Origin of the sequence: Inquilinus sp. NPDC058860 (assembly GCF_042743185.1) — a bacterium.
GTDB lineage: Bacteria > Pseudomonadota > Alphaproteobacteria > DSM-16000 > Inquilinaceae > Inquilinus.
On the sequence record NZ_JBHYMS010000011.1, the window covers coordinates 69,428 to 82,427 of the forward strand.

At 66.2% G+C, this 13,000-nt stretch carries 14 protein-coding genes; 8 read left to right on the plus strand and 6 right to left on the minus strand.

Annotated features, from left to right (window positions below; all coding sequences use genetic code 11):
• Positions 1 to 10: 10 nt before the first annotated feature.
• The 5 genes from ACFW16_RS10050 to ACFW16_RS10070 form a co-directional block, all read right to left on the minus strand.
• Positions 11 to 1,549: a calcium-binding protein gene (locus ACFW16_RS10050; protein WP_380304374.1), complete on the minus strand. Its 1,539-nt coding sequence runs from the start codon at positions 1,547 to 1,549 to the stop codon at positions 11 to 13.
• Between the two features lie 288 nt (positions 1,550 to 1,837).
• Complete coding sequence (locus ACFW16_RS10055) at positions 1,838 to 2,170, minus strand: protealysin inhibitor emfourin (RefSeq protein WP_380304376.1); 333 nt, start codon at positions 2,168 to 2,170, stop codon at positions 1,838 to 1,840.
• A gap of 22 nt (positions 2,171 to 2,192) precedes the next feature.
• Entirely contained in the window at positions 2,193 to 3,266 is a 1,074-nt protein-coding gene (locus tag ACFW16_RS10060) for a M4 family metallopeptidase (RefSeq protein ID WP_380304378.1), read from the minus strand.
• 159 nt (positions 3,267 to 3,425) lie between these two features.
• Positions 3,426 to 4,082 carry a hypothetical protein gene (locus ACFW16_RS10065; protein ID WP_380304380.1) on the minus strand — a complete coding sequence of 219 codons (657 nt, stop codon included), beginning with the start codon at positions 4,080 to 4,082 and terminating at the stop codon, positions 3,426 to 3,428.
• 259 nt (positions 4,083 to 4,341) lie between these two features.
• Positions 4,342 to 4,923, minus strand: a complete 582-nt coding sequence (locus ACFW16_RS10070) for a helix-turn-helix domain-containing protein (protein WP_380304382.1) — start codon at positions 4,921 to 4,923, stop codon at positions 4,342 to 4,344.
• Positions 4,924 to 4,982: 59 nt separating this feature from the next.
• Here ACFW16_RS10070 and ACFW16_RS10075 point away from each other — a divergent pair, with 59 nt between their 5' ends.
• From ACFW16_RS10075 to ACFW16_RS10100, 6 genes are all read left to right on the plus strand, one after another.
• A complete protein-coding gene (locus tag ACFW16_RS10075) occupies positions 4,983 to 5,243 on the plus strand; it encodes a hypothetical protein (protein WP_380304384.1) in 261 nt (86 codons plus the stop codon).
• Between the two features lie 224 nt (positions 5,244 to 5,467).
• Positions 5,468 to 7,381, plus strand: coding sequence for a Mu transposase C-terminal domain-containing protein (locus ACFW16_RS10080; protein WP_380304385.1), 1,914 nt, complete (start codon positions 5,468 to 5,470; stop codon positions 7,379 to 7,381).
• On the plus strand, positions 7,378 to 8,112 hold the full coding sequence (locus tag ACFW16_RS10085; protein ID WP_380304387.1) for an AAA family ATPase: 735 nt from the start codon (positions 7,378 to 7,380) through the stop codon (positions 8,110 to 8,112). The genes ACFW16_RS10080 and ACFW16_RS10085 overlap by 4 nt, the downstream gene beginning before the upstream one ends.
• Positions 8,109 to 8,516, plus strand: a complete 408-nt coding sequence (locus tag ACFW16_RS10090) for a hypothetical protein (RefSeq protein ID WP_380304389.1) — start codon at positions 8,109 to 8,111, stop codon at positions 8,514 to 8,516. Before ACFW16_RS10085 ends, ACFW16_RS10090 begins: the two co-directional genes overlap by 4 nt.
• Positions 8,500 to 8,913 carry a regulatory protein GemA gene (locus ACFW16_RS10095; RefSeq protein WP_380304391.1) on the plus strand — a complete coding sequence of 138 codons (414 nt, stop codon included), beginning with the start codon at positions 8,500 to 8,502 and terminating at the stop codon, positions 8,911 to 8,913. Before ACFW16_RS10090 ends, ACFW16_RS10095 begins: the two co-directional genes overlap by 17 nt.
• Positions 8,914 to 9,369: 456 nt before the next feature.
• Positions 9,370 to 9,849 carry a hypothetical protein gene (locus tag ACFW16_RS10100; protein WP_380304393.1) on the plus strand — a complete coding sequence of 160 codons (480 nt, stop codon included), beginning with the start codon at positions 9,370 to 9,372 and terminating at the stop codon, positions 9,847 to 9,849.
• Here ACFW16_RS10100 and ACFW16_RS10105 read toward each other — a convergent pair.
• Complete coding sequence (locus tag ACFW16_RS10105) at positions 9,822 to 11,378, minus strand: ISL3 family transposase (protein ID WP_380304394.1); 1,557 nt, start codon at positions 11,376 to 11,378, stop codon at positions 9,822 to 9,824. The genes ACFW16_RS10100 and ACFW16_RS10105 overlap by 28 nt on opposite strands.
• 96 nt (positions 11,379 to 11,474) lie before the next feature.
• On the opposite strand from ACFW16_RS10105, the gene ACFW16_RS10110 reads away from it, so the two are divergent.
• Positions 11,475 to 11,894 carry a hypothetical protein gene (locus ACFW16_RS10110; protein ID WP_380304396.1) on the plus strand — a complete coding sequence of 140 codons (420 nt, stop codon included), beginning with the start codon at positions 11,475 to 11,477 and terminating at the stop codon, positions 11,892 to 11,894.
• Between the two features lie 127 nt (positions 11,895 to 12,021).
• Positions 12,022 to 12,780, plus strand: coding sequence for a hypothetical protein (locus tag ACFW16_RS10115; RefSeq protein ID WP_380304398.1), 759 nt, complete (start codon positions 12,022 to 12,024; stop codon positions 12,778 to 12,780).
• The last annotated feature ends 220 nt before the right edge of the window (positions 12,781 to 13,000 follow it).

Below are 13,000 nucleotides of genomic sequence, written 5' to 3' on the forward strand. Positions count from 1 at the left end.
GGCGCCGCGGTCAGAGCACGAAATCGGCGGCGACGAGGGCGATCGAGCCGGTGAGCTGGATGTGGAAGTCGGAAGCGCCGTCGCCGTTGACGTCGCCGCCGATGGTGGTGACGCCGCCGACCACGACGTAGCGCAACTGGCCGGCGATGCCGGCATAGGGCGCCGTGCCGATGAAGCTGAAGGCCTGGTCGCCGGCGATTGTCGTATTGGCATCGATCCCGAGCAGGTCGATCTTGTCCGCCTGCGCGTGGCTGAAATCGGTGATCCGGTCGGCTCCGGCGCCGACCGGGCTCTGCGCCGTGCTGCCATAGACGAAGCGGTCGGCGCCGGCGCCTCCTGTCAGCATGTCCTTGCCGCCCGCGCCGGTGAGCACGTCGTTGCCGTTCCAGCCCAGCAGCGTGTTGGCCCCGGTGTTCCCGACCAGGCTGTCATTGCCCTGGCCGCCGGAGAGGTTCTCGATCGAGTTCAGAAAATCGCCCGCGGCGTCGCCGGCGCTGCCCGCGCCCGTCACCAGATTGACCACAACCCCGGCCGAGCTCGTGTAGTAGCTGGCGGTGTCGGTGCCGTTGCCGCCGTAGAGGCTGTCCGCGCCGGCCCCGCCGCGCAGCAGATCGTCGCCGTCGTCGCCGGAGAGGTAGTCGTTTGCGGCGTCCCCGGACAGGCTGTCGCTGCCGGAGCCGCCGTAGAGACTATCGTAGTCTCCGCCGCCGGTGAGCGTGTCGTTGCCGTCGTTGCCGCTGAGGCTGTTGCTGCCGGCATTTCCGGTGAGCGAGTCGTCGTGCTGGCTGCCGGCGACGTTCTCGAAATTCGAGAAGGTGTCGCCCTGCGCGGTGCCGCCGCTCGCGGCCCCCGACGCCAGATTCACCGTCACCGCGGCGGCGGAGGCGTAATAGTTCAGGGTATCGCTGCCGGCACCGCCATTGAGCACATCGGCGCCGGCACCGCCCTCGATGTAGTCATAGCCGTCGCCGCCGGAGATGGTGTCGGTGCCGGCGCCGCCATAGAGGGAATCGTTGCCGCTGTCGCCGTAGAGCGAATCGTTCCCGTCGTCGCCGTTGAGGTAGTCGCCGCCGCTGCCGCCATGGAACACATCGTTGCCCAGGCCGCCATTTCCGTTGTCGCGACCGCTGCCGCCGTTGAACGTGTCGTTCCCGCCATTGCCGGAGAAGGAATCGTCGCCGTCCCCCGCGGTCACGACGTCGTCGCCGGAGCCGAGGGAGAAGTACAGCCTCTCGAAATTGGTGAATTGCACGCCGTTGGACGCGGTCGTGGTCGCCCCCGGCGTCGTGTTGGTCGTGACGGTGAACACTGTCGAGCTGTTCGCATAGTAGAACTGCAGGACATCCTGCCCGGCGCCGCCATTGATGGTGTCGGCGCCGGCATAGGTGGTGACATAGTCGTCGCCGGTTCCGCCATCGATGGTGTCTACGGAGCTGACGCCGTAGTCACCGTCATTGATCGTATCGTCCCCTCCGGCACCGGTGATCTGATCGCTGGACGCCGTGCCGTAGAGATTATCGTCGCCCGCGGTTCCCGGGATGATGGACATCGCTGCATCTCCTTGAACAGTTAAGAGACCGTTTGGAAATGCTACGGGTGCGGCCGTCTGACGGCGGTTTCTGCGCTTCCGGTGCTCACGGACCCAAACATCGGCTGCGCGCCGGTTCTCGAAACCACCGCCAGCCGACTCTCACCAGTGCATTTCCAAACGGTCTCTAAGGAATAAGCGTCGACTCCATGCTCCAAAAAGGACATTTAATGCATAATTGTGGCTTAATTGAGAATATATGTTGCCGCCGGACCTCGAGGGCTACAGGGGACCGATCCGAAGCGCCGACTATGACCGCCGTCTCGCCCGCAGCGCCCTGACCTGATCCTGCAGGCAGCGGACCAGGTCCTTCAGCGCCGGGTCGGCGATCGGCTCGGCCAGCTCGAGCGTGCGGCTGCGGCCGCCATCATCGACCGTCACCGTGAATTGCCGGGCGTCCGGCATCGGCCGCGACAGGCCTTCCGGCGCCGCGGGCCGGTCGAGGACATGCGCGTCGCGGACCAGCGCCTCGATCCGGGCGGCCTCCGCCGGCGGCAGCGCCGCCAGGTCCAGCACCACCGGCTCGGCCAGCCCCGGCGCATAGAACAGGCCCGTGCTCGACATCGCGAAGGTGATCCGCATCGTCCGCTCCTGCCCCCGGGCGTCAGCCGGTCGGGATGCCGACCTGCTTCCAGGCGTCGGCCACCGCCTTGACCTCGGCCTTCTTCACGCCGGGCAGCCGCCCCGCCACATCCACCGTCACGGCGGCGAATTCGGCGAATTTCGTGGTCTCGGTCACCCGGGCGTCGCGGACCGTATCGTACCAGATGCGCCCCGCCCGCTCCCAGGCGTTGCCGCCGATGGCGGTCGCAGCGAGGTAGAAGGCCCGGTTCGGGATGCCGGAATTGATGTGGACGCCGCCATTGTCCTGCATCGTGTCGACATAGTCGTCCATGTGGCCGGGCTGGCGGTCCTTCCCCAGCACCGGGTCGTCATAGGCGGTGCCCGGCGCCTTCATCGACCGCAGGCCGACGCCCTGCACCTTGGCGGTGAACAACCCCTCGCCGATGATCCAGTCGGCCTCCCCGGCGGTCTGCTTCAGCACCCACTGCTTGACCAGCGATCCCCAGACATCGGACAGGGATTCGTTCAGCGCTCCCGGCTGCTGCATGTAGACGAGGCCGGCCTCGTCCTCGGTGACGCCGTGGCCGAGCTCGTGGCCGATGACGTCGAGCGAGGCGGTGAAGCGGTTGAACAGGTCGCCGTCGCCATCGCCGAACACCATGCGCTGGCCGTTCCAGAAGGCGTTGTTGTAGTCCTCGCCGTAATGGACCGTGGCGTCGAGCGCCATGCCGTCGTCGTCGATCGAGTTGCGGCGATACGCCTCGAAGAAGAAGTCGAAGGTGTGGCCGAGGCCGTCATAGGCCTCGTCGACCGCGACGTCGCCCGACGGGTCCTGCCCTTCGGCGCGCACCAGCGTTCCCGGCAGGGTCTCGCCGTTGCCGGCGGTGTAGATGCTGCGCTGGCGCGACGGCGGCAGGGCCAGCTTGCGGCTGCGGCGCGCCGCCACCGACTGCGCCACCTCCAGCCGGACGCGCATGGTGCGGAACGTCGTGTCGATGCCGAGCGCCCGGCTGGCGGCCGCCTTCTGCGCCCTGCTGCCATTGGCGAGAATCTCGCGCAGCAGATAGGGCGGCAGGATGCAGAAGATCGAGTGGCGATGGTGTCGGGTGCACATGCGGATCTCCCTTACCGGCCTGTCACCGGATAAACCACGATGTCTTCCTTCGTTCCCGGAAAGCTTTCCTGGATTCCGGAGCCCCGCATCGTCGTTGCAGGCATGGCGACGCCATCCGGAGACCGGACGATCCGGCTTCCGGCCCGGGCAGCCCAGGCGTCAGCCATGCCGGTGGATATGGGCGAGCATCTGCAGGCCGCGCCACTTGGCGTCGCGCTCCTTCTCGCGGCGGCGGTGTTCGGCCCAGTCGTCGTCGGTCCACTGGCGCCGGCCGGCCGGCAGGGGCCGATCGGGCGCTGGATCCGGCGGCGCGGTGGCGGAGGGCGGCCCGGTATCGGCGAGGGCCGAGGGCGCCTCGTCCATGGGCAGCTTGCGGAAGAGCTTGCCGCCGGGAGCGAAGACCTCGCCGGTGGTGGTGTTGAAGTTGTAGATCGTGTCGCCCGGCAGGCCGAGATCGGCGTCGATGCGCTCGTTCTCGGTCAGCCGGATCCACAGATCGGCGGTGAGCCGCTCCATGGCGTCGGGGCTGACGACGGCGATGGCGTGGGAGACGCCCTGGGCGACGGCGTGGCGCCGGTCGTCCTTCCGGTCCTGCAGCCGGTCCCGTCGGGCTTCGGCCTTGTGCCGCCTCTCCTCGCGCTGCTGGCGCAGCCTGGCCTTCAGCGCGACGGCGCGGCGGATGCCGAGGAACAGGCTGCTGAAGCGGGTCTCGGCCTTCCCGGCACGGTCGAGATCGGACGCCGCGAGGGCGGCGACGCCCTGGGCCTGGAAGCCGCGGGCCAGCTCCATGGCAAGCCCGGCCAGCTCGGACAGCATCGCGATGTCGGCCTCGTCCGTGGCCGGCGAAGCGGCGTGCGGTGGACGAGCGGAAATTATCCTGAGGATGTCGGCCGTATCTATTCTGAGCAAAAGCGGCCGGAAAGTGCCTGATTTCAAAGGAATGCAACGGGCCGCAATCGAGGGTGGATTGCGGCCCCTGTTGCTTAAGGCGTCTCATTGAAAATCAATTAGTTACCATCCGTCCTGCCTGGGAGAGCCTCCGATTGCGGCCCGATTGCGGCCCCTCCGGAAGCCGTCAATCAGAAGTAGGTCTCTCCTGTTCCTCGCGGAGCGCCGCTCCTCGCCTGCGTCGCTCGTCCATAGCCTTCGCACGAAGAACACTTTGCTTTTGATACTCTCGATAAGCGTCAAACAATTCACGCTCTATCTCGCGTTTAGAAGGCTCCCGCTTCTCGATCTCTCGAAAAGCGAAAATGCGGGAATCCATCTGGAACCATCCGCAATGGCATATATAGCTGATAAAAAAATCACGATCCTCTTCTGTAAGTATGAGCTCCTTCGTATTCATAAGATACTCTACTAGATCATTTGCGAATATAGTGACAAGTTTGTGCAATAAAACTTCCATTCCAAGCACGTCACCAAAATAATCATCGCCCTCTCCTGTTAAAAGCCAATTGAGATTAACTTCGGTGGCTTCTCGAATCTTTGCCAGAGAGGCAGCGTTTGGCTCTCTTTCGTTTCTCAGATAATTTTGTAAGGTCCGGTAGGGTATGCCTGTCCTTTCGGAGAATTCCGCGTAGGTCTCGCGTCCAGCCTTAATGGCGAGCCTGAGCCTTTCGCCGATGCTCGATTGGGCATTGTTCATCGTTGACATGTACTCACATGGGCATAAGATGGGGGCGAATTTGACCCACTCTAGCATGCCCGATGCGAATGAGCACCCTACGAGACGATAGCCTGAAACTAGCAATCCGGGCAGCCTTAGTTGCACGAGGCCTGTCGTTGTCCAGCTGGTGTCGCAGCAACAATTTGTCGCGCTCCTACGTCGAGAAGATATTAACGGGGCAGCGGAATGGCCCGAGATCGCTTTCGATAAAGGTCAAGATTATCTCCGATTGCCGATTGTCGGAGTCTATCGCTCCCTCTGCGCATCTCGATCCCTCAGGATCTGTCGACCGAGCTCCCGAGCAATGACGCATCCTGAACCGATCTATATCGATGCCGCCACACTCGGTAGGCTCGCCGGGATTGGGGATCGGAGGGCGCGCAAGGCTCTTGCACGCGGCCACGAAGGTAAGCCGTGGCGGGGATGCTCGATCAACGTCCGAGTCGTGGAAGGGTGCGGCGGGACCTCCGGCCACAAGTATGAGGTCTCCCTCAGTGATCTGCCGTCGGATGTACAGGCACGCTGGGTCGCCATGTCCGGCCAGGCCGCGGAGGTACATTATCCTCCGATCCCCGCAGGCACCGCGGCCAATTTCGCTCACTCAGCCTGGTCTTGGCGCCTGCCCATCATCCGTCGGGCACTCGCGCATCCCGTTGGCTCCAAAGCTCGAAGCGCGGCGATCCGTGGGATCGTCGAGGCTGAGCATGTCGACAGCGACGGATGCCTGCGGCGGTTCAGCGAGAACACCGTCCGGGAGTGGCTGCGCCGGTACGAGGCGCGTGGCATCAGCGGGTTGAGCCGCAAAGGCCGGACAGATCGTGGCAAGGCGCGCACTGCAATCTCCCGCGAATGGGATCGGGCGATCGACGCGGCCGGCCTCGGCTTGGAGGATCAGACGCAGATTGTCGCGGCCGTACGTCGTCACGTCCGCTCGCTGTGGGCCGGCCCTGCGACCTTCGCTGGCTGGCGACGAATCGCCAAGCTCGCATCCGACCGGCTGCACGATCTGACCGCCGCCGCGCTTGGCGCCGACCATCCGGCAGCAACTCCCGGGGCTTGCCAGGTCCCGAGGGAGTTCGTCGAACGGGAGCGGCACTACCGCGTGGTCGGGGTTCACGGCCGCGACAGGAAGGCCTTCGACGACCACCAGCGCCCCCGCATAAGCCGCGCCGTCGATCATATGCGGCCGATGCAACAGGTGATCGGCGACGTCCACCCTGCCGACATCTACTACACCCGCGCGGACGGCAGCACGGCCACCACCAAGCTGATCGCGTGGCTGGACGTCGCCAACCACCGCCTCCGGGTGCTCCCCGTGTTCCTGGAGAAGGGCGAAGGGGTGCGCCAGGAGCACGTCATCCAATCCTTCATCGAGATGGCAGGCGATAACCTCTGGGGCATGCCCTCCGGGCTCTATCTCGACAACGGCAGCGAGTACGATTGGACCGGCTTCGTCGAGGACGCCCTCAAGCTGACGGGCATGCGCATTGACTTCTCCGGCCAGACCGCCGACGCAGGTGGCTCGCAGGTGACGCGCGCTCAACCTTACAACGCAGCGGCGAAGGGCGTCCTGGAAGGAGCCTTCGCCAACCTTGAACAACGCTTCCTGTCGATGGTCTCAGGCTGGGTCGGTGGCGACCGGATGCGGAAGAAGACGGCACATGTCGGCAAGCCGCCGGCACCGTTCCCCGGCAGCCCGGCTGCGCTGGCGGAGACGATCCGGGATGCCGTGGCCGCATACAACGCGACCGAACAGCGGGGGCGGCTGGCCGGCCGGTCGCCGGACCAGGTCTTCGCTGCGCATGTCGAGGACGGATGGGGCCGCACCGACATTGCCGAGGCCGATCTCCTGGCAGCCTTCTGCCGCAAGGAGATCCGGGTGGTCGCCAAGGGCGCCATCTCCTTCAACGGCCGCTCCTACTACGATGATGCCCTGGCTCGCCTGCCGGCCGGCAGCCGGGTCGAGATCGGCATCCCCAAATGGCCTGGCGCCGGCAGGATCGCGGTGTGGGATGCGCGCGGAACCTTCCTCTGCGCGGCCGCGCCGGACAGGCCCTATGCCCATGACGATCGTTCCGGCGCGGTCGAGGCCGGCCGACGCAGGAAGGTGGCGCAGGCTCGCGTCGCCGAGCTGCGCCGCAACATCGTCCCGATCGACGGCGTGGCGCTTCTACGGGACGAGGCTGCGCGCGCGGCCTCGGCGTTGGTGCCGGAACGTTCCGGCGTGATCCGGTTCGATCACAACCAGACCAAGGCCGGCAAGGCACTCGCCGAGACGCCAGCCGCGCGGCGGAACCGCGAAGCCGAGGCCGAGCGCGCCTATCGGAACGAGATCGCCGAGACACTTCAGAAACTCGTTGGGGGCCGGCGGTGGCAGCCGCTGACCCCCACGCAGCCGGCAGGGCCGGCACTTCTCCAACGGAAGGGATGGAGGCAGGAAAGGTGACAGACGTTATCCCGTTGTTCAACCAGGGATCCCCAGACGGATTTTGCGAAACCCCGACCGCGACGACGATCATCAACGCGGCCCGCTATTGCCTCGTCAATCAGCGGATGGGGCTGGTCGTCGGCGAGCCCGGCATCGGCAAGACGACGGCTCTGCGCCACTTCACCCAAAGCACGATGGGGGTCCACTTCGTGACCATCAACCCCACGCTGCGAACGCTGCACGCCGCCTTAAGCCATATCGCGCAGGAGATCGGCTGCTATCCCGGCGGCCGGGCGCGGGAGACTTACGAGATCCTGGAGCGAGGGCTGGGCAGGCGACATGGCCGGCTCGTCATCCTGGACGAGGCGCAGCACCTGTCGGACGAGGCGCTGGAGGCGCTGCGCTGCATCCATGACGAGACCCGAGCCGGCGTTCTCCTTTGCGGCAACGCGTACTTCCGGACCCGGTTCAACAACGAACGGCGCGGCTTCGGTCAAATCACGTCCCGCCTCGGCATCCGCATTGTCCTGGAGCATCCGGACGCCGCCGATGTGGACAGCATCTGCACCCAACGGGAGGTGCACGACCCGGCGGCCCGCTCCTTTCTCGTGACGCAATCCCGGACGGTTGGCGCGCTTCGCCTGGTCGACAGTCTGATCGAGATGGCGGCGAAGTTGGCGGGCTCGGCCGGGGCGATTCGGGTCAAGCACCTCAAGGACGGTCTGCGGATGCTTGGAGGCGAGGCATGACCGACGCTCCCTTCATGATCAACGGATCGCGGTTCTCCGACCCAACGGAGGCGTTGGAAACCGCGGCCCGTGTGGCGCGGACGCTGTCATACCTGCCGCAGGCCATGTCCGACGGTGTCGATGGGAGAGCGGCCCAGGGTCTCGAACACCTTTTGAACGGCCTCACCTGCATGCTGGAGGGGCTGGAGCCGGTCGTCAGGGATCGCATCGAAGAACCCTTCCGCAAGGGCCGGATGGAAGGGATGCGGTTCGCCGGCGCCGAATACGAGCGAGGCGTCCGCGAGGGGCAAGAGGCAGTTCGGGCGACGTCGAGGGGACGACAGTCCGGCTCGGCCGACCTTCGGCACATGTGCAGGGAACAGGACCAGCTCGGGACGGAGGCCCCTCATGCCGCTGTCGCGTGAGCAGATCGCCTTGATCCATGTCGCCAAGGATCGCGTCGCCATGGCCGAGGATGACTACCGTGCCCTGTTGCGCCGAGTCGGCGGCGTCGAGAGCAGCCGCCAGCTCGATGCCGCCGGCTTCACCGCCGTCATGAAGGAGTTCGAGCGCTGCGGTTTCCAGAGCGACGCCGCGCGGAAGGCGTTCGGCAACCGCACCGGCATGGCCTCGGCCGGCCAGGTCCAGCTGATCCGGAAGCTGTGGCAGGACTTCGCGGGGGCGGAGGCGGCCGACAAGAGCCTTGGCGTGTGGCTCGACCGCAAGTTCAAGGTGAGTTCGATCCGCTTCGTCACCGCCGCAGCCGCACCCAGGGTGATCGCAGCCCTCACGGCGATGGCCCAGCGTCGCCAGCCAACGTAAGGCGCCTATCACATCTCGTTCTCACGACGGCCCCTGAACGGGGCCGTTCTTCTGTCGGGAATCGGCCGGGAACCCGCCCCCGGCCTGCCTCGCGACTTTCTGGTGCACGGGCGGGCGACCCGATCGCGACGGCTGACCAGGCACCCGTCCCCTGATCGACCCCACGCCTTAACGATGCCGGACGGTGCGGCTCAGTCGTGGCAGCCACCGGCCATATAGCGCTGAATTGACTTTGAGAAAAGGGCGCCCGACCCGCCCCGGATCGGGCGCCCAAGGGGCGAAGATTCCCTAATCACGTCACCGCAGCTTCGGTCACGCAAGACAATCTGAGTACAAATCCAACGACACGCCAATCCCGAAACCGGTTCGGCATCTGGCCCAACCGTTGGGTCAATTATCTATCGCCGCTCTCCCCCAAACTATTGGGACAGATCTTGAACGAGGATGCGGTCCTTCATGAACAGAGAAAGCAGCATCGGTCTCCGGGGATACGTCGGCGCGGTCTACATGCCGCTGATCGAAGCGGGATTTAGGGCCGAAGCCGAACGACTGGCCCAGAAATGGGGTGGCCTGAAGCGCTACGTCCCCGGCGTGGGCCATCTGCGTCCGACATCTCCGCTCGCCAGGCTGATCGGATATGAGGCCGCGCGCGTCCTAGCCGAAGCCTTCGGCCCGTCGCACCTCTACTTCGCACGCGGTGCTGACCGAGGCCATCTCAAGGCGCGGATCGTTCACGCCCTGGACAGAGGCTTACGCCCACGCGAGATCGCCCAGGAGACCGGCGCATCTGAGGAGTGGGTGCGTCGCGTCCGCGCCACGATCGGAATGGAGCCGTTCACTCGCTGGGGTGCCGCCGTCTGTGTTTCGGCATGCAAATTTGGCTCTGACGCAGTTTTGATGGAGCTCGATTACGTGGCGCCGATGACGCGAGCCTGAAGCAGATCGATCTTGCCGCGGCCGTACATCTGGCGCTTCACGAGTTTGAGCTTGGTGATCTGGCCCTCGGTCTGGCCGTTGGACCAGGGAGAGGTGATTGCGGCGCTGACCGCCGCCTGGTCCTTTGTGACGCCGCGGGCGAAGGCATCGACCAGGCTGGAGCGGGCCTGTTCCAGCCAAGGCTCGAGATCGACCAGCGACTTCTTGCGGATCATGCTTTGGAAGGCGGCGATGATGCTCCGCGCCTCGACCAGCTTCGGCACGCTGCTTTCGATCGCCGCGACGGTGACGGTCTCGGATTTGGAGAGGCTGTCACGGCCGATGGTCATGAAGCGCGCGATGGTGCGCGCCGAGGGAGCGCGGCTCAGGGCATTGCCGTCGACCTGCTCCGCCCGGCGGCGGCGGGCGGCCCACTCGGCCACGACCCGAAGGCAGCCGCGGAAGCCTTGGGCTTTGAGGCGCCGCCACAGCTCGGCGCCGTTGCATTGACCGGCCGCCCACTGGGTGTCGAGCCATGGCAGATAGAGCTCGAGCGAGCTTTCCCGGACGCGAAAGACGTCGGAGCGCTGGCCACGCAGCACCCTGCGGACCAGATTGCGGCTGTGCCCGGTGCGGCGCACGATCTCCTTGATCGTGACGCCATCCTTGGCCAGTCCGAGAATGGCGGCGTTGGTGTCCTCGCGGCGAAGGTACCCCTCATATTGGATCCGCTCGGCGGCGGTGAGCAGGTCCGGATCGATCGTGGCGGCGCCGATTGCGGTGCGGATCTGCCGCATGGATTTGCGCACCGCGTCGAGGAAGGCCCGGCTGGCGTTCTCCATCAGGTGCCAACGGTCGGCGACCTGGGTGGCCTGCGGCAGCGCCTTGGCCGTGGCCACGGCGTAGCCGCCACCGCGGTCGCGGGCGACGACGGCGATCTGCGGCTGGTCCGAGAGCCAGGCCTGCGCCGTCGCCGGCTCGCGGTCAGGCAGCAGGGCAATGGTCTTGCGCCGTTCCAGGTCGCAGATGATGGTCCCGTAGCGCTGGTTGCGCCGCCATGCCCAGTCGTCGATCCCGATCACGGTCGGCGGGATAAAGCGTGAGCCGCCGTGTCGGCGCACGACGCGCAGCAGCGTGTCATTGCTGACCGGCAGCCTCAGCCTTCGCGCCAGATTCGCCGCCGGCCGGCCACCCAGCGCGAGCCCGAGATGGCGGATGATGTGATCGAGCCGGGCGGTCCGTCGTCCCCACGGCGCCAGCACGGCCGCGTCGAACCGTTCGGTGAAGATCCGGCGCCCGCACAGCACCGCGTCACAGTGGAACCGCCGCGCCTGCACCACCAGCCGGACCGGTTTGCCGGCCATGGGCAGGTCGGCCAGACGCCGGCGATATCGGCTGTGGACCCGCGTGCAGATCGACCCGCATTCCGGGCAGGCACTCGCCTTGTTCACCGCGCGGACGGTGATCAGCAGGCCCGCGGCATCGTAGACGGCATCATCCACCACGAAGCCGCGCGGCACAAGGTCGGATGGCCGGAGAGCATCTCGCATGGTGTTGATTCCCCTCGTGAAACCAACATCAGCAGACTCCTCAATCCCATCAAAATTGAGTCAGAGCCAATCTTGTGCGCCGATTGACAGCCGTCCATGGATGAGCGGCCGATCACGCCGGAATGGTTCCCGGGCATCCTGTACGAGCTTGCGCGCGCCGGCTTCGTGCAAGAGGCGGCGGCCCTCTCCGAAGCCAGGGGCGGCCGGACGATCGATATCCCCCTCCGTGAGCGGCTGACCGACGCCAGCGCGCTGGCACGGTTGATCGGGATGCCGGCGGCCGGTGCCGTCTCCGAACGCTGGGGCGGCACGCGCCAGTACGTGCCGCTCCGCGGTGGTGTCGGCTCGAAGATGCGCAACATCCTGGCGCATCCGGGCGGAACCGCCGAGTGCGCGAGGGACCTGCAGACATCGGAACAATGGGTCCGTCGTGTCCGCAATCAGGGCGGGTCGAAGCGTTGGCGGCCCAGCGATTGCGAGGCCTCCCGTCCAGCGTCGCCGCTAACGGGGGGCTAACGGGGACAGGACGGCCGAACATCGGCCGGGTGCGGGGATGGGTGCCGCAGGCTCCCCGAGACCGCTCCTCGCCCCTCCTACGAAATCACACTCGCCGGGCATGGCCCGGCCTGCATGGAGAGAAGACATGGCAGAAGACATCCGCTCCAGCGGCGATCTGATCACGGATTCCGGCGCGCTGGACGAGATCCGCGCCATACTGGAACGCCGGCGCGCCGTCGAGGCACAGCGGGCCGAGGCGAAGGACCATATCGGCCTGGTCGACCGGCGCCTGGAGGAACTGGCGGCGATGGTTGTGTCGGCGGAAGCCGGCAAGCTCCCGCTGCATGACCCACGGCCGATCGGTCGGCTCGCGTCGCTGCTCAGCGGCACGGCGGCTGGCCCTGACCCTGCCGAGGTTCAGCGCCGGCGCGATCACAATACCGTCCAGCAGGCTCTGATTGACGACGCCCGGCAGGATATCGCCCTGTTGGAGGAGGAAAGGCAGCGTGCGCAGGCCGAGTGCGACGACGCCGAGCGGCGCATCGCAACCGTCAACGGCGAGTTGCACGCGGTGGTCGCGGACGCACTCTTCATCGCGTTCCAGCGGGAGGCCTTGGCCCTGGTCGAGCGGCGCCTGCGCCCGCTGCGTCTGTTGAAGCGTCGGTTCCCTGGGCGATCGCTGTTGATGGAGCGGCTGTCCAATGTGGAGATCAGTTGGCGCGAGATGCGGCCGAGCCCGGTCGAGGGAGCATCCGATCGTTCCGTCACACGCACAATCTGGCCGGCCAATGGAGCAGACGACAGCGAAACCGCGGAGGAATTCCTGTCCCGGATTGCGACAGAGATCGACGCCAAGGGTGGCGCGAAGCGGACCAAATCCGTCGACGACGGGCCGGGCCGATAGGGTGGCGGTCGTGCCATGCTGCTGAACTATGCCTCACGGTTCGAGGCCGGTGCCAGCAGCGCGATCATCGCGATGCCGAATAGGCGGCGAGAGTAATTTGCTGAACGGCCCGTCTGAGAGTAGGTCAATGGCCAAGGCGGCCGCGTCAACGCGACCGCCACTTTCCCGGATAGCGGAAATCGTGGCATGAAGTGAGATAAATCCAGCGTCTTTTGGCGTC